Annotated in this window: 16 protein-coding genes; 15 read left to right on the top strand and 1 reads right to left on the bottom strand. The window is 66.0% G+C overall.

From position 1 onward, the window contains the following. Positions 1 to 20 precede the first annotated feature (20 nt). The 14 genes from G9373_RS27260 (at position 21) to G9373_RS27195 (ending at position 17,607) form a co-directional block, all read left to right on the top strand. Positions 21 to 845 carry an SDR family oxidoreductase gene (locus G9373_RS27260; RefSeq protein WP_167117714.1) on the top strand — a complete coding sequence of 275 codons (825 nt, stop codon included), beginning with the start codon at positions 21 to 23 and terminating at the stop codon, positions 843 to 845. 29 nt (positions 846 to 874) lie between these two features. Beyond that, complete coding sequence (locus G9373_RS27255; RefSeq protein ID WP_167117711.1) at positions 875 to 1,711, top strand: enoyl-CoA hydratase-related protein; 837 nt, start codon at positions 875 to 877, stop codon at positions 1,709 to 1,711. Between the two features lie 29 nt (positions 1,712 to 1,740). Beyond that, positions 1,741 to 2,730 carry a hypothetical protein gene (locus G9373_RS27250; protein WP_167117708.1) on the top strand — a complete coding sequence of 330 codons (990 nt, stop codon included), beginning with the start codon at positions 1,741 to 1,743 and terminating at the stop codon, positions 2,728 to 2,730. A gap of 50 nt (positions 2,731 to 2,780) precedes the next feature. Next, a complete protein-coding gene (locus G9373_RS27245) occupies positions 2,781 to 4,349 on the top strand; it encodes an AMP-binding protein (RefSeq protein WP_167117705.1) in 1,569 nt (522 codons plus the stop codon). Between the two features lie 53 nt (positions 4,350 to 4,402). Beyond that, positions 4,403 to 5,611: an acetyl-CoA C-acetyltransferase gene (locus tag G9373_RS27240; RefSeq protein WP_141471580.1), complete on the top strand. Its 1,209-nt coding sequence runs from the start codon at positions 4,403 to 4,405 to the stop codon at positions 5,609 to 5,611. Positions 5,612 to 5,689: 78 nt separating this feature from the next. Next, positions 5,690 to 7,840, top strand: a complete 2,151-nt coding sequence (locus G9373_RS27235; protein WP_346842850.1) for a 3-hydroxyacyl-CoA dehydrogenase NAD-binding domain-containing protein — start codon at positions 5,690 to 5,692, stop codon at positions 7,838 to 7,840. Between the two features lie 3 nt (positions 7,841 to 7,843). Further along, on the top strand, positions 7,844 to 8,986 hold the full coding sequence (locus G9373_RS27230; protein ID WP_167117699.1) for an acyl-CoA dehydrogenase family protein: 1,143 nt from the start codon (positions 7,844 to 7,846) through the stop codon (positions 8,984 to 8,986). Then, positions 8,983 to 9,789, top strand: coding sequence for an SDR family oxidoreductase (locus tag G9373_RS27225; RefSeq protein WP_167117696.1), 807 nt, complete (start codon positions 8,983 to 8,985; stop codon positions 9,787 to 9,789). The genes G9373_RS27230 and G9373_RS27225 overlap by 4 nt, the downstream gene beginning before the upstream one ends. Before the next feature lie 28 nt (positions 9,790 to 9,817). Then, a complete protein-coding gene (locus G9373_RS27220) occupies positions 9,818 to 10,888 on the top strand; it encodes a phosphotransferase family protein (RefSeq protein WP_265147706.1) in 1,071 nt (356 codons plus the stop codon). Between the two features lies 1 nt (position 10,889). Next, positions 10,890 to 11,300, top strand: a complete 411-nt coding sequence (locus G9373_RS27215) for a hypothetical protein (RefSeq protein ID WP_141471585.1) — start codon at positions 10,890 to 10,892, stop codon at positions 11,298 to 11,300. Positions 11,301 to 11,318: 18 nt separating this feature from the next. Next, positions 11,319 to 12,854, top strand: coding sequence for a long-chain-fatty-acid--CoA ligase (locus G9373_RS27210; protein ID WP_167117694.1), 1,536 nt, complete (start codon positions 11,319 to 11,321; stop codon positions 12,852 to 12,854). 45 nt (positions 12,855 to 12,899) lie between these two features. Then, positions 12,900 to 15,626, top strand: coding sequence for an ATP-binding cassette domain-containing protein (locus G9373_RS27205; RefSeq protein WP_167117691.1), 2,727 nt, complete (start codon positions 12,900 to 12,902; stop codon positions 15,624 to 15,626). Next, positions 15,623 to 16,366, top strand: a complete 744-nt coding sequence (locus G9373_RS27200; RefSeq protein WP_141471588.1) for an ABC transporter ATP-binding protein — start codon at positions 15,623 to 15,625, stop codon at positions 16,364 to 16,366. Before G9373_RS27205 ends, G9373_RS27200 begins: the two co-directional genes overlap by 4 nt. Continuing rightward, positions 16,366 to 17,607 carry an ABC transporter substrate-binding protein gene (locus tag G9373_RS27195; RefSeq protein ID WP_167117687.1) on the top strand — a complete coding sequence of 414 codons (1,242 nt, stop codon included), beginning with the start codon at positions 16,366 to 16,368 and terminating at the stop codon, positions 17,605 to 17,607. The genes G9373_RS27200 and G9373_RS27195 overlap by 1 nt, the downstream gene beginning before the upstream one ends. Before the next feature lie 83 nt (positions 17,608 to 17,690). Here G9373_RS27195 and G9373_RS27190 read toward each other — a convergent pair whose 3' ends face one another. Beyond that, a complete protein-coding gene (locus G9373_RS27190) occupies positions 17,691 to 19,625 on the bottom strand; it encodes an NAD(P)/FAD-dependent oxidoreductase (RefSeq protein WP_265147704.1) in 1,935 nt (644 codons plus the stop codon). 522 nt (positions 19,626 to 20,147) lie between these two features. Here G9373_RS27190 and G9373_RS27185 point away from each other — a divergent pair. Next, on the top strand, positions 20,148 to 21,350 hold the full coding sequence (locus tag G9373_RS27185) for an acyl-CoA dehydrogenase family protein (protein WP_167117681.1): 1,203 nt from the start codon (positions 20,148 to 20,150) through the stop codon (positions 21,348 to 21,350). The last annotated feature ends 95 nt before the right edge of the window (positions 21,351 to 21,445 follow it).

Genomic DNA, 21,445 nt, shown 5'->3' with positions numbered 1-21,445 from the left:
AACATCTCAGGAGGAAGCACGTGAGCGTCCAGAAACTGCAGGACAAAGTGGCACTGGTCTCCGGATCGGGTCGCGGTATCGGGCGTGCCGTCGCCGTGAAGCTGGCATCCGAGGGTGCCCGGGTCGTGGTCAACGATCTCGATGCCGAACCTGCCAAGGAAGTGGTTGCCGAGATCGAGGCTCTCGGTGGCCAGGCCGTAGCGTGCGTCGGTAGCGTCACCGACCCGGCGTTCGCCGATCGCTTCGTCTCTGCTGCAGTGGACAACTTCGGCGGGATCGACATCATCGTCAACAACGCCGGGTACACCTGGGACAACGTGATCCAGAAGATGACCGACCAGCAGTGGGCGGACATCGTTGACGTGCATCTCACGGCTCCGTTCCGGATCCTGCGCGCCGCCCAGCCGGTCATCAGCGCCGCAGTCAAGCGCGAGCGCGAGGCCGGCTTCGTGCCGTGCCGCAAGGTCGTGAACATTTCCTCCACTTCCGGGCTGCTGGGTAATCCGGGCCAGGCGAACTACTCGTCGGCGAAGGCCGGCATGGTCGGTCTGACGAAGACGATCGCCAAGGAGTGGGGGCGCTACAACGTCACCTCCAACGCGGTCGCGTATGGCGTGATCAACACGCGGCTGACGTCGGTGACCACCGAGGCGAAGACCATCAAGGTCGAGGACCGCGACATCAGGGTCGGGGTCGATCCCGCCGTGATGGATGCGGCCACCAAGCAGATCGCTCTCGGGCGGGCAGGCACGGTCGAAGAGGCCGCGGGTGCGGTCTATCTGCTGTGCAGCCCCGAATCGAGCTACATCACGGGCCAGGTTCTCGTCTGCGGCGGCGGGCTGTGAGGGACACCCTTCCCTCTCGGGGGGACAATATGGACGACTACGAGGACGTGCGCTACGAGGTGTCCGACGGCGTGGCCGTCGTAACCCTCGATGCCCCCGAGCGCCGCAACGGGATGCGCGTGCGGATGCTGGTCGACCTGCTGCGCATCCTCGATCACGCCGACCGCGACCCCCAGGTGCGCGCTGTGATCGTCACCGGCGCCGGCGACGCGTTCTCCGTCGGTGCGGCCCTGGACGGTCCGGAAACTCTTTCCCGGGCGCTGGTCGAGGACACCGACGGGCACACTCCCACCGGTTACCGCGAACCCGCGGGACGAATCAGTGAACGGCTCTTCGCGATGCAGAAGCCCGTGATCGCGGCGCTCAACGGGCACGCGATCGGGGGTGGCGCGACGATCGCCGCGGCGATGGATGTTCGTATCGCCAGCGAGGACGCACGATTCGGATTCGTGTTCACCCGTCGGGGCGTGGTCCCCGAGGGCGCGTCGTCGTGGTTCCTGCCTCGACTCGTCGGGGTCGGGCGCGCGACCGACTGGATTCTGACCGGACGGGTTTTCGACGCCGCCGAGGGGTACGAGGCGGGGTATCTCACCCGGGTGGTGCCCGCGGATCAGGTGATGTCGGCGGCCCGGGCGTACGCGGACCAGTTCGTCCACGAGACGTCTCCGACCTCGGTGGCCCTGTCCAAGCGGCTCCTGGCCTCGGGTTGGCAGCACGCACATCCGGGTCCGGCGGCGGCGGACGAATCCCGTACCTACGCCGGCCGAGTCGACTCGGAAGACGCGCGGGAAGGGATCCTGTCGTTCCTCGAACGTCGACCGGCGGTCTTCCCGCCGCTGGATCCATCACCTGCCGAAAAATTCTGAACTCGAAGCTGATCGACCTGAGGAGTGCTATGACGACCGAACCGTTCACCGTGTGCAAGTACGGCGCCGATGCGGAGGGTACGCACGATTTCGCCGGCATCCCCAATTTCAACGAGAGCGTCTACTTCAACTTCGTCGACCCCATCTCGCAACTCGGTGGACTCGTCCGGATCGGTAACCGGCCGAATCTCGGGTACAGCGAGACTTCGGTGCAGCTGACCCTTCCTGGCGGAGCCATCGCGTTCCGGGCGGGGCGGACCCCGTGTGAGACGAACGACGGCTTCTCCGGTCAGGGTCTGGAGATCACGATCAAGGAGCCCACGCGGACCGCGGAGATTACCTATCGCGATACCGTTGCACGCGTGGTGCATCCGTCGTTGATGGCGGAGAACGGCCGCATCGCGCTCAAGAATGCGCCGTCGGAGGAATGCGAGATCTCGCTGTCCTACGAGGCGTCGAGCCCGATGTTCGTCATCAACAGCGACGGTGACGGCGACTGCACACCGGGAAGTTCCGTCATCGCCAGCGACCACTACGAACAGTTCGGACACCTTTCAGGCACCATCCGGGTCGGCAACCGCACCTGGGTGCTCGACAAGGTCACCTCGTTCCGCGACCACTCGTGGGGTCCGCGGGAGTGGGCGTCGTACACCGGTGAGTGGCTGGCCGGCTGGCTGGCAGACGGCACCGCGTTCAGTGCGTACGGTGAATACGAGAAGTCCGGGATCCGGGTGTCCGCCGGCGCGGTACTCACGACCGACGGCGTGGCGCACCCGATCACCGACTACACGGTGCACACCGACTACGCGGGCGAATCCACCTACAACGGACGCCATGTCGGCATCATCACCGCAGAAGGACTACCGACGATCGTCGTCGACGGGGCCATCCGGCATTTCGTACCGGTCACCCAGCGAACCGAGGACCGCGCCGTCCGGATGGCTCAGATGACCGTCGACCTGGCCGGTGGGCACGGCGGCTGGGCGGTCGCGGAGTTCCTGCGTCCCATCCGCCCCTGAACACACTGCGCCACCTCGTCCCTCATACGACCGTCCGACAGGAGTCCGTCATGTACCCCGGGCGCTATGCCACCGAACATCCCGACCGACCGGCGATCATCATGGCCCCCCGCGGTGAGGTTCTGACCTACGCAGACCTCGACGCACGCGCCAATCGTCTGGCCGCGCTGTTTCGCTCCGAGGGGCTCGGTCCGGGCGATCACATCGCGTTGTTCATGGAGAACAACATGGAGATGATCGTGGCGATGTCCGCAGCAGAGCGCTCGGGGCTGTTCTACACCCCGGTCAACTCGTTCCTGTCGGCGTCCGAGGCCGCGTACATCATCGACGACTCGCAGTCCCGGCTGGTCATCACGACAGCAGCAAAAGCGCCGGTCGCCCAGGGTTTTCCCGAGCTGTGCCCGAAGGTGACCCGCTGGCTCATGGCCGACGCCGATCTGGGCTCGATTGCTCTGACGGGACCGTACGAGTCCTACAGTGCCGCCGTCGCCGGTTTCGGGACGGAAGCCGGCGAGCACGAGCGGCTCGGCACGCCGATGTTCTACTCGTCCGGAACGACAGGTCGCCCCAAGGCGATCAAACGCGCTCTGCCCGACGCGCATCCTGGCGAAATCCTGGCGATCGAGGATTTCGGCCGCAAGCTGTTCCATCTGCGTGAGGGGATGCGGTTCCTCTCGCCGGCCCCGCTGTACCACTCGGGTCCACAGTCGACGGTCGCGATCGGCCTGCGCCTGGGAGCGACAATCGTGGTGATGGAGAAGTTCGACGCCGAGCAGTACCTCGAACTCGTCGAGCAGCACCGCATCACACACTCGATGGTCGTACCGACGATGTTCTCCCGGATGCTCAAGCTGCACGAGGACAAGCGCAACCACGACATCTCGTCGATCGAAGTCGTGGTGCACGGAGCCGCTCCCTGCCCGGTCGCGGTGAAAGAGGCCATGCTGGACTGGTGGGGCCCGGTGATCTACGAGTACTACGGCGGCACCGAGGCCAACGGCATGTGCGGATGCACCCCCGAAGAATGGCTGGCGCACAAGGGAACCGTCGGCAGACCGTTCATGGGCGAACCGGTGATCCTCGACGACGACGGCAACGAGTGCCCACTCGGCGTCGCCGGCAACATCTGGTTCCGCGGCGAGGGCAGCGGTTTCGAATATTTCAACGACCCCGGCAAGACGGCCGAGGCCAAGGACCCCACCGGAACGATGTCCAGGATCGGCGACATCGGCTACCTCGACGAGGACGGATTCCTCTACCTCACCGACCGTCAGGCGTTCGTCATCATCTCCGGCGGGGTGAACATCTATCCCCAGGAGATCGAAAATCTGCTCGTCACCCACCCGAAAGTCATGGACGCCGCCGTCTTCGGCGTCCCGGACGAGGACTTCGGCGAGGCAGTCAAGGCCGTGATCCAAGCCGTCGACCCGGCGCAGGCCGATTCCGACCTGGCGGCAGAACTGAGTGAGTTCTGTCGGGCGAATCTCGCGAAGTTCAAGTGCCCCAAATCATTCGACTTCACCGACGAAATGCCCAGGCTGCCCACCGGCAAGCTCTACAAAAAGTCGCTCCGCGACGCGTACTGGACGACCGCGGACGCCGCAGCATCGCGCGCTTGACGTCCGGACTTCTTCCGGCGCGACCGCGCACCACCTCAAGAACAGGATTCGAAATGCCCCATGACGTGTACGTGTACGACGCCTTCCGCACCCCGCGAGGTCGTGGACGAGGCGGAGCCCTGCACGGCGTCAAGCCCATCTCTCTGGTCGTCGGTCTGCTGCAGGCGCTTCAGGACCGCAACCCGGGCCTCGACCCCAAGCGCGTGGACGATCTGATCCTCGGCGTGGTCGGACCGTTGCGCGATCAGGGAGCCGACATCGCGCGTACCGCGGCGATCGCCGCCGGCCTGCCCGAGACCGTGGCCGGGGTGCAGATGAACCGATTCTGCGCGTCCGGTCTCGAGGCCGTCAACACCGCATCGCAGAAGGTGGCGTCCGGGTGGGAGTCGCTGGTCCTCGCCGGCGGTGTCGAAAGCATGTCCCGGGTTCCGATGGGATCGGACGGCGGTGCATGGGCCAACGATCCGGAGACCAACCTGACCACCGGGTTCGTTCCACAGGGCATCGGCGCCGACCTCATCGCGACCCTCGAAGGCTTCACCCGTGAGGACGTCGACGGGTTCGCCGTCGAATCGCAGCGCCGCGCCGCGACCGCCTGGGACGAGCGCCGATTCGCTCGTTCGATCGTGCCGGTGCTCGACCGGAACGGGCAGACCATCCTCGACCACGACGAGCACATCCGCCGGGGCACGACTCTCGAGTCGCTCGGCAGGATCAAGCCCGCGTTCGCGGGGCTCGGCGCAGCCGGCTTCGACGCGGTGGCGCTGCAGAAGTACCACTGGGTCGAGCGGATCGAGCACGTGCACACCGGCGGTAACTCGTCGGGCATCGTCGACGGCGCGTCGCTCGTCGCACTCGGAAACGAACAGGTCGGCACCGAACTCGGCCTGACACCGCGGGCGCGCATCGTCGCGGGTGCGGTGAGCGGATCCGATCCGACGATCATGCTGACCGGCCCGGCCCCGGCCAGCCGCAAGGCCCTCGAGGTCGCCGGACTGAGCGTCGACGACATCGACCTGTTCGAGATCAACGAGGCGTTCTCCTCGGTCGCCCTGCGCTTCATGCGAGACCTCGATCTTCCGCACGAGAAGGTCAATGTCAACGGGGGCGCGATCGCCATGGGGCATCCGCTCGGCGCGACCGGCGCGATGCTGATCTCGACGATGGTCGACGAACTCGAGCGTCGTGATCTGCGCCGCGGACTGGTGACGCTGTGCGTCGGCGGCGGCATGGGTATCGCGACGATCGTCGAGCGGGTGTGAGTGCACGTGACCGACATTTCCCCCCGACAGACATCGCACCGAGAGAATCGTGACCGCACCATGAGCGAGGCCAGCGCCGTGACCACCACAGACACCACCACCGAGACCATCACCTGGGAACAGACCGAATCCGGTGTCGTCGTCCTGACCTTCGACGACCCCACACAGTCGGTCAACACGATGACCGCGGCGTGGTCCGCGTCCCTGTCCGCGGCCCTCGACCGGCTCGCCGCCCTCGGACCCGACCTGACCGGGGTGATCCTCACCTCCGCCAAGAAGACGTTCTTCGCCGGTGGCGATCTCGGCGACCTGCTCGCGACGACACCCGAACAGGCTGGGGAACTCACAGTATTCGCCGACGGTGCCAAGGCCATGCTGCGCCGGCTGGAGACACTCGGTGTCCCCGTGGTTGCCGCACTCGGCGGCAGCGCACTCGGCGGCGGCTACGAGATCGCGCTCGCGTGCCACCATCGCATCGCCGTGGACTCTCCGGCGCTGCGGATCGGGCTTCCCGAGGTCACCCTCGGTCTGCTGCCCGGCGGCGGTGGGGTCGTGCGCACGGTGCGCCTGCTCGGGCTGGACGTCGCGCTCGACAAGGTCCTGCTGCCCGGTACCGCCTACCGCGTCCAGGACGCGCTCGACCTCGGACTGATCGACCGCATCGTCCCCGACGCCGACTCCCTCATTGCGGCTGCAACGCAATGGATCTCGGACAATCCCGGTGCCACCCAGCCGTGGGACCGAGGTGAGCCCATTCCCGGCGGCACCGCATACACCCCCGAGATCGAGGCGGTTCTGCCGTTGCGCAGTGCCGTGCTGCGCACCCGGCACAAGGGTGCACCGATGCCCGCCCCGGCCAACATCCTGGCCGCGGCCGTCGAGAGCACGCAGGTCGACTTCGATACCGCGGCCGCGGTCGAGACCCGGTACTTCGTCGAACTGGCCACCGGACCGATCTCCAAGAACATCATCCAGGGCACCTTCTTCGACAAGCAGACCATCAAGTCCGGCGCGAGCCGCCCGGCGGGTTTCCCCGTTCACCGCGCGAACTTCGTCGCCGTTCTCGGTGCCGGCATGATGGGCGCCGGCGTGGCCCTGTCGTGTGCACTCGTGGGAATGCGGGTGGCACTCAAGGACATCGACATCGCAGCCGCGGAACGTGGTAAGGACTATGCCCGCAAGGTGCTGGGCAAACAGGTCGAGGCCGGCAAGCGCACCCGTGAGGACGCCGACGCGATCCTGGCCCTCATCACACCGACCACATCGGTCGCCGACCTCGCCGGCGCCGACCTGGTGATCGAGGCAGTGTTCGAGGATCCGGGCCTCAAGCGGAAGGTCTTCGCAGAGGTCCTCGAGGTGGTGGCCCCGGATGCCGTGCTCGCCTCGAACACCTCCACTCTCCCCATCACCGACCTGGCGAGCGAACTTCCGCGGCCCGACGACTTCATCGGCCTGCACTTCTTCTCGCCAGTCGACCGCATGGAACTGATCGAGATCATCGTCGGCGACAAGACCAGCGACGCGACCCTCGCCAAGGCTTTCGACATCGCGTTGCAGATGCGCAAGACCCCAATCGTCGTGGGAGACGGACGTGGCTTCTTCACCAGCCGGGTCATCTTGCAGCGGCTCGTGGAAGCGGCCGCGATGATCGGCGAGGGCGTGGACCCGCAGTCGATCGAGCAGGCGTCGTTGCAGGCCGGCTACCCCGTCGGCACCCTCGCGCTGCTCGACGAACTCACCCTGTCGTTGCCGCTGAAGATCCGCGGCCAGTTCCGCGAGGTCGCGGAGCAGCAGGGCGCCGAACTCGCCGACCATCCGGGCGACGCGGTGCTCACCGCGATGGTCGAAGAACTGGGCCGTCCCAGCCGGGTGGCCGGCGGCGGCTTCTACGAGTACCCGGAGGGGCGGCGCGGTGCGCTGTGGCCGGGACTGGCCGCACGCTTCCCGGTCACCGGCGAACGTGCCGATCTGGCCGACCTGCGCGATCGTCTGCTGTTCGCCGAGGTGCTCGAGACGGTCCGCTGCCACGAGGACGGAATCCTCCGCTCGACCGCCGACGCGAACGTCGGGTCGCTGCTGGGCATCGGATTCCCGACCTGGACCGGCGGCACCAGCCAGTTCGTCACCGGATACCCCGGTGGCACCGAGGCGTTCGTCCGCCGCGCACAGGAAATCGCCGACAAGTACGGGCCGCGGTTCACCCCACCCGCGTCACTGCTGGAGGGCTGACGCGTGCGCAGATCCCTCTACACCGCGGAACACGAAACGTTCCGGTCGGCGTTCCGGGCGTTGCTCGACCGGGAAGCCGTGCCGAACGTCGACAAGTGGGAGCAGGCCGGGACCGTCGACCGGGATTTCATCACCGCGGCGGCCAAATCCGGTTACCTCGGTTTCGAATTCGATCCGGAATTCGGTGGCCTCGGAATCTCGGACTTCCGCTACAACGCGGTGATGACCGAGGAGGTGGTGCGCTCCGGCATGGCCGGCGACACCTTCAGCATGCAGAACGACATCATCGTCCCGTATCTGCGCGACCTCACCACCGATGAACAGAAGCAGCGCTGGCTCCCGAAGTTCACTCGGGGCGAATGCGTTACGGCCCTCGGCATGACCGAGCCCGGCGCCGGCTCGGATCTGGCGTCGATCCGGACGAGCGCGGTCCGCGACGGCGACGATCTGATCATCAACGGCACCAAGACGTTCATCACCAGCGGCGCCACCTGCGACCTGGCGATCGTACTGGTGCGGACCGGAGAGCGGGACGGACGCGGGAGGTCGTTCGTCGCCGTGGAAGCCGGAACACCCGGATTCGAACGTGGCCGGCCCATGCACAAGATCGGTCGTAAGGCCCAGGACACCGCGGAGCTGGTGTTCACCAACTGCCGGGTCCCGGCCGCGAACATCATCGGTGAACCCGGCCGCGGGTTCGGCTCGGCCATCGCCAACCTCCCGCGTGAGCGACTGTCGATCGCGGTCTCCGGGGTCGCGTCCGCCGCACACGCGTTGAGTCTCGCACTCGACCATGTCCGGTCCCGGGTGGCTTTCGGTGCACCCCTGGCGGATCTGCAGTCGGTCCGCATGGCGATTGCGGAGATGCACACCGACATCCAGGTCCTCCAGCACTACGTCGACGGATGCGTGGAAGCACTCGTCCGCGGCGACCTCACCGCGGACGACGCCGCGGGCGCCAAGTACAAGGCCACCGACCTGCAATGGGATGTGGTCGACCGCTGCCTGCAGCTGTTCGGCGGCTACGGCTACATGGAGGAATATCCGATCGCACGGATCTGGCGCGACGCGCGCATCCAGCGAATCTACGGAGGAGCGAACGAAGTGATGAAGGATCTGGTCGGTCGGACGGTGGTGACCCGATGAACGGCACACCGAACGCAGGCCCGCTCGCCGGACGTACCGCGCTCGTCACGGGGGGCTCGCGCGGCGTCGGCCGAGCCGTCGCACTGCGCCTGGCCCGTGACGGCGCCGCGGTGGCCGTGAACTACCGGCGCGACGCGGCGGCCGCAGACGAGGTGGTCGAGCAGATCGTCGCAGCGGGAGGGCGTGCGGCGGCCTACTGCGCGTCGATCGACGACGAGGCCGCCGTCGCGGACATGGTGGTGGCGATCCGGTCCGACCTCGGTCCGGTCGATCTGATCGTGAGCAACGCCGGGTCGGCCAGTCGCGGTCAGGATGTGGCGTCGACCCCGTATGCCGACTACCTGCAGCTCATGCGGGTGCACGCATTCGGTCCGATCGGGCTCGTCCAGCAGGTGCTTCCGGATATGCGCAAGGCGGCCGCGGGGGAGGTCGGACGCGGCGACATCGTCATGATCTCGTCCAACACCACGCTCTCCGCACCGCCGAACTCCGCGCCGTACACGATGGCGAAGGCGGCGATGGAGACGTGCGTGCGCACGCTCGCGCGCGAGGAACGCCACTACGGCATCCACGCCAACATCGTCGCGCCCGGGCTCATTGCCACCGACATGGGTAAGCGTCTCGTCTCCGCCTCGCGTGGAACGGACATCGGTGATCTCGACGCCGACTCGCCGTTCGGGCGCGTGTGCAGGCCCGAGGATGTCGCCGGCACGGTGGCGTTCCTGGTCTCCCCGGACTCGGGGTACGTGACCGGACAACACCTGGTCGTCGATGGCGGTGGCCCGAATCCGACCATCTTCTGACGACCGACACACACGAGTGAGGCATTCCGTGACGACCGTGGCCGAGGCAGACACCCCAACTACCGAGCACGACGATTTCTTCGCCGAGCTGACCGCATCGCTGGACGCTGCGTTGTCTGCCGGCGGAACCCTGCAATTGACCGACATCGACCAGCGCGGAGAGGGCAATTCGTGGGAGACCTATCTGGTCACCGCGGAGTGGGCAGACGGCAACGACCGCCGCACCGACACCTTCGCCGTCAAGCGACAACCGGTCAGCGGTATTACCGGCGACTACGACGTCGTGCGTGAAGTGGCGCTCCTCGAGGCCGCAGCGCGCACCCGGATGCGGGTTCCGGCGGTGATCACACACCGCGGTGAGACACACGGTGAGCGTGGGTTCTTCGCGATGGAGAAGGTTCCTGGCATCATCCCCATGCCGAACACCGTGTCACGGCTCATCCCGGACACTGCCCAGCGTGCGGAGCTCGGGCGGGAGGTCGCACGGGAGATGGCGCGTCTGCACAGCGTGGATCCGCGCACGATGGGGTTGAGCGTGCTCGGGGAAGTGCCCGACGGCGCCGACACCGGCCGGATCGAGAACGACAAGTGGGCCGGAGCGTACCGCGAGGTCGCGGACATCCCGATCCCGGTTCTCGATCTCGCCTTCGCTTGGCTCGATCACCAAAGCGATGTGGTGTCAGGCCGGGTGAGCCTGGTCCACAACGACTTCCGAGTGGGAAACCTCGTCGTGCAGGACGGGACGATTTCCGGCGTCCTCGATTGGGAGACCGCACACTTCTCCGATCCCACCGCCGACATCGCATGGTTCGCACAGCGCACCTCGCGGGGCCGATCCCCGCTGTTGTGCAAGCTGATCGAACTCGAGCCGTTCCTCGACGAGTACGAGAGGGCGGGCGGGTGGCGGCCGAGCCCCGAGACACTCACCTGGTGGTCGGTCCAGTCCCTGGTCAAGACCGCCGTGGGCTGTCTGCAGGCGGTGGATGTGTACCAACGCGGGGACCGCGACGAGCTGCGGTATTCGAACATGGCGCACAGCGTCTACTACAGCATCGGCTGGCTGACGAAGATGCTCCGCGACGGAGAATGGGGAAACTGACATGACCGTCTATTCGACCGACCTGACCAGGTTGCTGAGCACGATCACCGACACGCTCGGCCGGCGCGTCGCTCCGGCGCTCGAGGACGGACCTGCCCTGCTGGAACTCGCGGCCGTGCTCGAACAGCTCGACAACCTGGCGGAACGTCTCGCGTGGGACGAGGTGCGGCTGGGGCAGGCTTGCGAACGCACCGAGGAGCTCGCGGGGCGGCTCGGACTCGCATCCGACCCCGAGCCGGCCGTCGACGTCGACACGCTGCGCAGGCGTCGACGAGACATCTCCGAAACCCTCCGTGCTGCCTACCGCGACGGTGCCCCGGACAGGAGTCTCGTCGACGCGGTTCTCGAGTTCTCCGAACGAGACGTACAGGAACAGATTTCGACCGCACTGCGTGCCGGCCTGCCCGGCTGATCGGAAAGGGTGGTGGACATGCGTGTCCACGAACTGCTGGACCATTGGGCCGACCGCTTCCCGGACGAGATCTACGTCAGCGACGGCGATCGGAGTCTGACCTGGAACGAGATGCGGGAGTGGACGCATCGGGTCGGCAGCTGGTTGGCCGACACACTGCAGCCCGGTGATCGGTTCTGCGTGCTCGATCGGAACTCGCTGGAGCTGATCGCGCTGTACTTCGGCGCCTCACGCGCCGGGGTGGTTCCGGTGCCGCTCAACTTCCGGCTGGCGCCCCAGGAGTGGAAGTACATCGTCGAGGACGCGCGGTGCACACTGGCCGTCGTCCACGAGGATTACGCCGACACGCTGACCGCCGTCGTACCGGGCGTCATGGCCTCGGTCATGCGGGACGACAGGGACCCCCCTCTGAGGTTCGCCGACGACGTGGTCGCATACCCGGCCGATCGCATCGACAGGAACGTGCCGGCCGAGGCGATTTATCACCAGATGTACACCAGTGGGACCACAGGGAAACCGAAGGGCGCCATGGTGACCCACCGGGCGGCGTGTGCCAACGCGCTTCAGATCCAGCTCGCCCTGGATGCGAGCAGGAAACGAGCGCTGTGCGTGATGCCGCTGTTCCACGCCGGCGCGGCACTGCAGGTTCTCGCGTACACGACCGGTGGCTGCTCGATCCGCGTGGTCCGCGACTTCGACCGGGCGAGCGTGCTCCGGTCGATGTCGGAACTGCGAATTCAGCTTCTCACCCTGGCACCGGCCATGATCCAGGACATGGTCGCCGACCCGCTGACCGCGGAACTGGACTTCAGCGCTCTGGACCTGATGGTCTACGGCTCGGCGCCGATGGCGGTGGAAGTGCTGAAGAGAGCGATGGGCGTGTTCGGATGCGACTTCGCGCAGGCATACGGGATGACCGAATCCTGCGCGGTGGCAACCATTCTTGCCCCGGAGGACCACCATCGGGCGCTCGAATCGGACCCGGGAATCCTGATGTCTGCGGGGCGGCCCGTCGTCGGAACCGCGCTGCGCGTGGCGGGGCAGGACGGCAGTGACGTCCCGGCCGGATCCGTCGGCGAGGTCCTCGTGCGAGGGCCGCAGCTGATGAGTGGGTACTGGGCTCTCGAGGACGCCACCCGCACGGCCCTCGGCGACGGCTGGCTCCGGACAGGCGACGCCGGATACCTGGATTCCGAAGGGTTCCTGTATATTTCGGATCGAGTGAAGGACATCATCATCTCGGGTGGGGAGAACATCTACCCGCGGGAGGTCGAAGAAGTGCTCTTCACGGTGGAGGGTGTCGCCGACGTCGCCGTCATCGGTGTGCCGAGCGAGCGGTGGGGTGAGAGCCCGATCGCGTTCGTGGTGCCCCGGCCGGGGGCAGACCTCACCGAACACGACGTACTGGAGCACTGCCGGGCCGATCTCGCCCGGTTCAAGTGTCCGGCCGAGGTGGTGTTCGTCGACTCGCTGCCGCGCAGCGCGGTCGGCAAGGTGCTCAAGCGTGACCTGCGGGCTCCCTACTGGGAGGGGATGGCTCGCGGGATCAACTGAACTTCGGGCGGCGCGCGTCAGTGCGGCCTGGCCCAAGGAGCAAGAGTGGACATAGTTTCGTTCGTCATCATCGGGTTGGTGGCCGGTTCGGTCTACGGACTGGCGGCCGTCGGCCTCGTTCTCACCTACAAGACTTCCGGAGTATTCAACCTCGGGCACGGCGCACTGGCGGCTCTCGCCGCCTACTCGTTCTACGTGCTCAACGTTCAACTCGAGCTGTCGTGGCCGATCGCGGCGTTCGTCACCGTGTGCGTAGTCGGACCCGCGGTCGGGCTGCTCCTCGAATTGCTCGCCCGGCGACTGCAAGGCGCCGCGTTGCCGCTCCAGATCGCCGGTGTCGTCGGAATTCTGCTGGTCGTCCAGGCCGGGACGCTGCTGATCTTCGGTGCCCAGGAGGTGCGCCGGGTACCGTCGTTCCTGCCGAAGGGCCGCATCGAGGTCGGTGGCACCCTCATCCAGTACGACGATGTCCTGACCTTCGTGATCGCTGTCGCGGCGACGGCGGGCCTGTGGGCGTTCCTCCGGTGGACCCGGACCGGGATCGCGATGAAGGCTGTGGTGCAGAACCCCGAACTGCTCGAGCTGGTCGGGCACAGCGCAACACGGGTGCGCCGGTGGGCCTGGATTCTCGGCACCGTGATGGCCTCCCTGTCGGGTGTCCTGCTCGCACCGATCATGCCCCTGGACCCGGTCCAGTTGACGTTGCTGGTCGTCGCAGCTTATGCCGCCGCCGCGATCGGCACCTTCAGCAACCTGCCGGGAACGTTCGCCGGCGGACTCGTCGTCGGTGTACTGGCTGCCCTGTCGACCCGATGGCTGACGAACGGCATCCTCGCCTCGCTCCCGGCGGCACTGCCTTTCGCGATCCTGTTCGTCGTACTGCTTTTCTTCCCGAAGAAGTACCTCGTCGACAAGACCGCCGTCCGGATACATCCCCGGCCGACGTGGAAGGCTCCGGTCCGGCTCCAGGCCATGGGCGGCGCCCTGGTCGTCGCCTTCCTGGTGACCGTCCCGCTCTTTGCCGGCATCCATCTGGTCGACTGGACGGTCGCGGTGGCGATGATCCTGGTCTTCGGATCGCTGTCGCTGCTGGTGCACACGTCCGGTCAGGTGTCGCTCGCCCAGATCGGGTTCATGGCGATCGGTGCCGCGACGTTCTCGCACCTGCTGCATGGAACCGGGATGTCGTGGCCCGCCGCGCTGTTGCTCGCCGGTGCGGTCGCCGTGCCGATCGGTGCGGTGCTGGCGGTACCGGCGATCCGTCTCGGTGGGTTGTACCTGGCGATCGCGACGTTCGGGTTCGGGATCTTTTTGCAGCAGATGTTCTACACGCAGGACTTCATGTTCGGTGCCGCGTCGTCGGGTCTCGAGGTACGACGGCCCGACACCATGATTGTCGATTTCGCATCGGATGCCGGGTACTACTACCTCGTTCTGGCGATCGCGGTCGTATCGGTGGCCGTGGTGTTCACACTCGAATGTGGCCGGCTGGGCCGACTGCTGACCTATATCAAGCAGTCGCCACGAGCGGCGGAGGCCAACGGAGTTCCTGCGGCCATGACGCGAGTGTTGATCTTCTGCATCGCGGCGTTCCTCGCTGCGATCGGGGGAGCGCTGGCAGCCTCCGCCCAGCAGAGCATCTCGGCCGATAGTTACGCCCCGATCATCTCGCTGACCGTTTTCGTCATCATCGTCCTGAACGGTCCGGCGGTGCCGTGGAACGCGGTCCTCGCCGCGGCGGCATACACGCTCATTCCCAGCTATTTTCCGAGCACCGAGGTGGGGACCTACCTGCAACTGCTGTTCGGGCTCAGCGCGATCGCGCTCGTCGTGCTGCCGCCGGCGCAGCTCCCGGTGCGGGTGACGTCTCTCGTCGACCGGTGGTTCCGTCGCGACGATCGGACCGAACCGCCACTGCACACCGCACCGCCACTGCGCACCGAACCGGTGGACGTCGAACCGATCGACCCTGCAGTACTCGAGGTTTCGAAGGTCGGTGTCGCGTTCGGAGGCGTCAAGGCGCTCGATGGTGCCGACATCGTGTGCACTCCGGGGCGAGTGACAGGGCTGATCGGTCCCAACGGTGCGGGCAAATCGACGTTGTTCAACGCGGTGACCGGATTGGTCGCCATCTCCGGCGGATCGGTGTCCTTCGGGGGAGTCGACCTTCGAGGGAAGAGTCCGTCCGCCCGGGCGCGTGCGGGCATCGGCCGCACGTTCCAGACCGTCGAGCTGTTCGAGTCGATGACGGTGCGGGACAACGTGTCGGTCGGTGCCGAGGGACGGACCGTCCGGCTCGACCCGACCACCCACCTGCGGTCGTCGAAAGCCGAACGGGACCATATCCGGTCGGCGACCGAATCCGCGCTCACGGCGTGCGGCCTCGAGGACGTCGCCGACCAGCATGTGATGAATCTTCCGACCGGTACCCGACGATTGGTGGAGGTTGCCCGCTGTCTTGCCGGCGGCCACACGATCCTGCTCCTGGACGAACCCTCGGCGGGTCTGGACCACAACGAGTCGGCGCGGCTCGGCGAGCTGATCCGGCGGGTCGTCGACGAACGCGGAATCGGCGTGATCCTCGTCGAACACGATGTCTCGCTGGTACTCGGCGTCTCCGACGAGGTGTACGTCCTGGAATTCGGACGCGTCATCTTCTCCGGCTCTGCCGCCGACGCGCGTCGCTCGAGTGTCGTGCAGGCGGCATATCTCGGAACAACGGAGCCGGTCGACGAGGTGCAGTCGGGTCGGGAACTGGAGGAGATCAAATGACCACGCCGACCCTGCAGGTGACCGGACTGTCCGCCGGCTACGGGAAACTGACCGTGCTGCGGGACGCGAACGTGACCGTGGAGCCGGGGTCGGTCGTCGCGCTGCTCGGTCCGAACGGTGCCGGAAAGAGCACCTTGCTCGCGGCGATCGGTGGTTTGCTCACACCGACTTCGGGTTCCGTTCGGTTCGGGGAAACGGACATCACCGCGCACCGGCCGGCCACACGCGCCGCTGCCGGGATCTGCCTGATACCCGAAGGGCGGGGGATCTTTCCGGGACTGTCCGTGCGGGAGAACCTCCTCCTTGCTGTGGACGGCTCTCTGAGCGACCAGTACGCGCTGGCATTGGAAACCTTTCCCGAGATCGGCCGGCGCATGGACGCGAAGGCGGGAAGCCTGTCCGGTGGCCAGCAGCAGATGGTCGCCCTGGCACGCGCCTTCCTGCCCCGCAGTTCCGTGATCGTCCTCGATGAGGTGTCGATGGGGTTGGCGCCGCTGGTGATCGACCAGATCTTCGATGCCCTCGACGTTCTCCGGGAGTCCGGGAAGTCGATCCTGCTCGTCGAACAATATGTCGGTCGCGCACTGGGCAATGCGGATGTGGTGCACCTGATCGACCGGGGTCGGGTATCAGGACCGATCGATCCGTCCTCGCTGAACGAGGACGAACTCATGAGCCGATACCTGGGAATCGAAATCGCTACCGAGTTGAAAGAATCTACAGCTGAGGAGAACGTGTGATGAGAACGATGTGGAGGCGGGCTGCGCTCGCGGCCGTGGCGGGAGCACTTGTGCTGTCCGGCTGTTCCGCCGAACAGGAGCAGTCGCCGACACCGTCGACGACACTGACCAAACCTGCGATCGTGGTCGGCACGGTCTGTGGGTGCTCGGGTGTGTCCGCACCCACCCACGGCCGGGTCGACGACGTCGCGCAGGCCTGGGCCGCGAGCGTAAACGATTCCGGTGGAATCAACGGCCATCCGGTAAAGGTCATCGTCAAGGACATCGGCCAGGAGCCGTCGAAGGCGCTGGCCGCGGTCAAGAGCCTCGTCGAGGAGGAAGGGGTCGTTGCGATCGTCGGTCCCATCACCGGTACCACCGGGTCGTGGCGGCAGTACGTCGAGGAGAAGGGGATCCCCGTACTCGGGGGCGTGCCCTCCGACGCAACCTTCCTCGCGAGCGACAACTTCTACCTCGCGGGCTCTCCCAACCCCGTCATCACCTACGGTCTGGCGAAGCTCGCCCGTGAAGAGGGCACGACCAAGCTGGGTGTCGTGTACTGCTCGGAATCACCTGTATGCGCGGATTCGGATGCGCTGGCGGGCAAGTCGGCGGCCGATGTCGGAATCGGGTACTTCTCGGTCAAGGCCGCCGCGGCCGCCCCCAACTACACCGCGGTGTGCCAGACGATGAAGAACGAGGGCGTCGACGGCCTCTTCCTGGCTCACATCACCAGTGTGGACGTCCGGATCGCGGAGGACTGCAACAAGATCGGTTACGAGCCCCAGTTCTACAGTTCGGCCGGAGCGGTCGGTAACGAATTCATGGAGTCACCGGCCGCCGAAGGATTGCTGTTCACGCAGTCCAATGCCCCGTACTACGACCCGTCCGTCCCGGTCGTCGGTGAGGCCCGGGAGACGATCGACTCGTACTACGAGGGATTGACGGACTCGGCGCAGTTCTCGGCCGTCGCGTTCGATTCCTGGATCGCCGGCAAGCTTTTCGAGGCCGCCGCCGATCGCGCAGGGCTGACGTCGGACTCCACACCCGCCGATGTCGCTCGGGGACTGGTCGAACTCGACGGTGACACGCTCGGCGGGCTGGCTCCGCCGCTGACGTACTCCGACACCGACCGTTCCTACCCGACCTGCTATTACGTCGGTGAGGTCCGAGACGGGCAGCTGCAAGCCCGTGACGGCGGAAACTCGATCTGCCTCGACGAGTCCGACCTCGAGTCGGAGGTCTTCGCGACGATCGACTGAGTAGCGACGGTTGACCGAGTGGCAAGGGAATTCGCCGGGTTTCTTCGGAAACCCGGCGAATTCCTATTGCCTCGTGTGGGCTTTCAGGCCCTGCGACGTTTCGTCGCCGTGAAGTCCGCAGGTTCGGGGTTGGCGGTGCGCGCCCAGTACTCGGGTACCGGCCAAGGCGAGTTGGTGACCACTCGTCCGCTGGAGTTACGGTAGTAGCTGCTCACGCCGTCCATCGCGTACACCATGGCGGCGTTGGCCTCGTCGAGCTCGGAGTTGTAGCGCTCATACGGCTCCTGCTTGCATTCGAGGGCTGCGAGATCCTCGGTGACGAGCCGGCTGATCGACTCGACGACGTACCGCACCTGGGCTTCGGCGATGGTGATGTAACTACCGCCGGGTGGGTTCGTGTTCGGGCCGTAGAGGAAGAACAGATTCGGGAATCCCGGCGTGGTGATGCCGAGGTACGCGCGCCCGTTGTCGTCGTTCCAGATGTCGCGTAGCGACGTTCCGTCGGTCCCGCGAATGTCCATCGGGTACAGGAAGCGTTGCTGCTGGAAACCGGTGCACAGGATGAGGACGTCGATGTCGCGGTGTTCACCGTCGACAGTGACGATTCCGTCGGGTGTGAGTCGTTCGATGCTGTCGGTGAGGAGCTCGACGTGGGGCTTGCGGAGTGTGGCGAACCAGCCGTTGTCGATGAGGAGCCGCTTGCCGAACGGGGGGTAGTCGGGCAGCGTCTTGCGTTGCAGTTCTTCCTCACCGGCCAGTTGGCGCTTCAGGTACGCGGTGAAGTGCGCCCGGTACGCGTCGTTGAGGGAGCTGACGAGCTTGCCCTTCTCCTCGCGGCGCGGGTCGACCGGCAGCGCGGCGAAGGTGCGTTCGGTGTAGAGCCAGTACAGACGGAACCGGTACCAGCCCCGATAGAACGGGATGTTGTCGTAGAGCCAGTGCTTGGTGGCATCCGACTGCTGGAAGTAGTGCTCGTTGGGGGCGATCCACTGCGGCTGGCGCTGCAGCACTGCCATACTCTCGACCTGGTCGGCGATCGCCACGACGAGCTGCATGGCGCTCGCGCCGCTGCCGACCACCGCGACCCGCTTGCCGGTCAGGTCCAGATCCTCGGGCCACTGTGCGGAATGGACGATCTCGCCGCGAAACTCCGACGTGCCGGGGAAGTCGGGGACGTTGGGCGTGCTGTGCAGACCGGCGGCGGTCACCAACGCGGTAGCGCGCAACTCCTGTTGCGTGCCATCGGGTCCGGTGACCGACAGGATCCACAGTTGCTCGTCCGCGTTCCATGCTGCGGTGTCGACCGAGTAACCGAGCCGGATCCGATCGGTGATTCCCGCCTCGCGGGCGACATCGGAGACGTAGTCGAAGATCTCGTTGCGCCGGGCGAAGTACTCGGACCAATTCTTGGGTCGGAACGAGAACGAGTACAGGTCGCTGGGGATGTCGACCCGTGCGCCGGGGTACCGGTTCTCCCACCAGGTACCGCCGATGTGGTCGTTACGCTCGAGGACGGTGTAGGGAATGCCGGCCTTCTCCAGGTTGATAGCGCAGGTTATGCCGGAGATTCCGGCGCCGACGATCGCGACACCGAAGTCGGGGCGCGACGTCCGGACGAGGTCACCGACGTTCTCGGGGGTGAAGGGTGCGAACCCGAGTTGTTCGGCGATCATCGGTGCGTAGACCTCGGAGATCGGTTCGCCCATGACCGTGCTCATCAACCGGGTCAGCTCGCTGCCGGTGGGAGCGGGGTGTGCGATCGGCTTGCCGTTGCACCAGTCGAGCACCGCGTCGGTGACCGCGTTGTGGATCTCCGCCTGGATCGCCGGGTCGAGGCCGCCGTCGTTCAGCTCCTCGAATCCCTTGGTGGAGGCTGGAAGATACGGTGAGGACAGCCACTTTTCTTCGCCGGTCAACTGATAGAGGACGGGGAGCAGGCAGGGGATATTGCCTGCGGTGACTGCGGCGTGCACGGTGGCACGATCGAGATTCGGGTTAGGGGTGACGGTGAGGCTCACGGTTCTCCTTCCGGAGTGTGTAGGTGGGGTTCGGTCGATCGGAGAGCGAAGGACATCGATCGCTGTGAGCCGCTCGACGAGGTGGCTCATCGAGCCTGGGTTAATGCTAACTATGGATCGACATGGCGGTCAATGGATACTGAACTGCAATATATGGCCGAATAGTTAGTTGTCACTATGTACCCTACTGCGGAGGGGTGGGTGGCGGTGGAGTTGGATGTCGCGTGCGCCCCGAGACGTACGAGCATCTTTCTTCCGACGCCGTCGGGCAACCCGCACCGGTGCGCCTACTTCCTCGTCTCGGGCAGGTCTGTAAATGAGCATTGTGGCCCTGGTCAAGGAACCAGAGGCGATTGACCTGCGCTATTGAGTATTGACATTAGTGGTAACTATGTTAGCTTACTCACACCGGAATGCTTCTCGATCAGCTTCGGGAGCGCCGTAGAGACTACGAAGACCGGTTGCGTGGGAGACACTCGAATGTTGGGCACGCCTCCGGACATCCCCACGAAAGGCATGAACATGACCGAGACGCTGACCCGAGACGCAGTTGCCGGCAGCGACAGGGGGGCCGACTATCTGCAGCGCGCTCGTTCCATCGCACCGCTGATCAGGCAGGAAGCGGCCGCCATCGAAGAGGGCCGGACGATCACGAAACCGGTCGCGGACGCGCTCGTCGAATTGGGCCTGCACGGAATGCTGGTCCCCGCAGAACTCGGCGGTGGCGGCCTGCTCCCCAGCGAGGGGATGCGGGTGTTCGAGGAGATCACCAAGTCCGACGCCTCGACAGGCTGGGCATGGATGGCCAGCGAATGGGGCACCGCCGGCGTGGTGGGTTACCTCGATCCCGCGGTGACGAAAGAACTGATGAGCAAGGACGAGCCCTTCATCGTCGCCGGTCAGCTCCTGCCGCGGTACCCGGGCGTGCAGGTCGAGGGCGGTTACATCATCGACGGCAAGTACTCCTTCGCCAGCGGCTCCGACCACGCCACCTGGGTGGGCGCCGGGTTCTTCGTCGCCGATGAGCAGGGAAACCCGATCCTGGGTGAGAACGGCCAGCCGCAGGCACGTATCGCACTACTGCACAAGGACCAGGTCGTATTCGAGAAGAACTGGGACGTATGGGGTCTGGCGGGCACCGGCAGCAACGACTACACGATCTCGAAGCAGTTCGTTCCCGCCGAGTACACCACCCCCACCTTCGGTGGTACTCCGACGCGCTCGGAAACCATGTACAAGCTGACGAACGAACTGGCCGGGGGCCTGCCGCATGCGCCGATCGCGCTCGGAATCGCAACTCGTGCATTGGAAATCGTCGCGAGCATCACGGCTGGCAAGACCCGTCCCACCTACACTGTCCCAGTGGGGGACGCCGAGATCTTCCGGATCGACTTCGCGCGCAAGGAAGCCAACCTCCAGGCCGCGCGTTTGTACTGCTACGAGGTCACCAAGGCTGCCGAAGCTGCCGTGAACTCCGGACAGGCGGTGACCCCCGAACACATCGCCCGGGTGAGCCAGATGCTGTCCTGGGTGCACGAAGTCGCGGCCGATGTCGTGACTTTCGCCCATCGTTGGGGTGGCAGCCAGAGCATCGGCCGCAAGAGCACGCTGGGCCGTTTCGTTCGCGACATGAATGTGGCAACCCAGCACCTGCTCGTCGATCCGATCATGCTCGTCAATGCCGCGGGGGTTCTGCTCCCGATCTACGCAGAAGCCGAAGCCTGATCCGAGATTCCGGCCCGATCCTGAGATTCCGGTCCGGCCGCGCCTTCGGGCGCGGCCGGTGTTCCGGCCTGCCCGGGGCAGGCCGACGAGTGTGA

The organism is Rhodococcus sp. A14 (assembly GCF_011603105.1).
Taxonomy (GTDB): domain Bacteria; phylum Actinomycetota; class Actinomycetes; order Mycobacteriales; family Mycobacteriaceae; genus Rhodococcus_F; species Rhodococcus_F opacus.
The sequence above is the reverse complement of the archived record's forward strand: the minus strand, read 5'-3'. Positions and strand labels throughout refer to the sequence as shown.

What these genes read in the sequence shown, in the direction of transcription:
- G9373_RS27195 (WP_167117687.1), top strand. Translation starts at nt 16,366, where the DNA reads ATGAGAACGATGTGGAGGCGGGCTGCGCTCGCGGCCGTGGCGGGAGCA.
- G9373_RS27185 (WP_167117681.1), top strand. Translation starts at nt 20,148, where the DNA reads ATGACCGAGACGCTGACCCGAGACGCAGTTGCCGGCAGCGACAGGGGG.
- G9373_RS27210 (WP_167117694.1), top strand. Translation starts at nt 11,319, where the DNA reads ATGCGTGTCCACGAACTGCTGGACCATTGGGCCGACCGCTTCCCGGAC.
- G9373_RS27240 (WP_141471580.1), top strand. Translation starts at nt 4,403, where the DNA reads ATGCCCCATGACGTGTACGTGTACGACGCCTTCCGCACCCCGCGAGGT.
- G9373_RS27250 (WP_167117708.1), top strand. Translation starts at nt 1,741, where the DNA reads ATGACGACCGAACCGTTCACCGTGTGCAAGTACGGCGCCGATGCGGAG.
- G9373_RS27215 (WP_141471585.1), top strand. Translation starts at nt 10,890, where the DNA reads ATGACCGTCTATTCGACCGACCTGACCAGGTTGCTGAGCACGATCACC.
- G9373_RS27225 (WP_167117696.1), top strand. Translation starts at nt 8,983, where the DNA reads ATGAACGGCACACCGAACGCAGGCCCGCTCGCCGGACGTACCGCGCTC.
- G9373_RS27245 (WP_167117705.1), top strand. Translation starts at nt 2,781, where the DNA reads ATGTACCCCGGGCGCTATGCCACCGAACATCCCGACCGACCGGCGATC.
- G9373_RS27200 (WP_141471588.1), top strand. Translation starts at nt 15,623, where the DNA reads ATGACCACGCCGACCCTGCAGGTGACCGGACTGTCCGCCGGCTACGGG.
- G9373_RS27255 (WP_167117711.1), top strand. Translation starts at nt 875, where the DNA reads ATGGACGACTACGAGGACGTGCGCTACGAGGTGTCCGACGGCGTGGCC.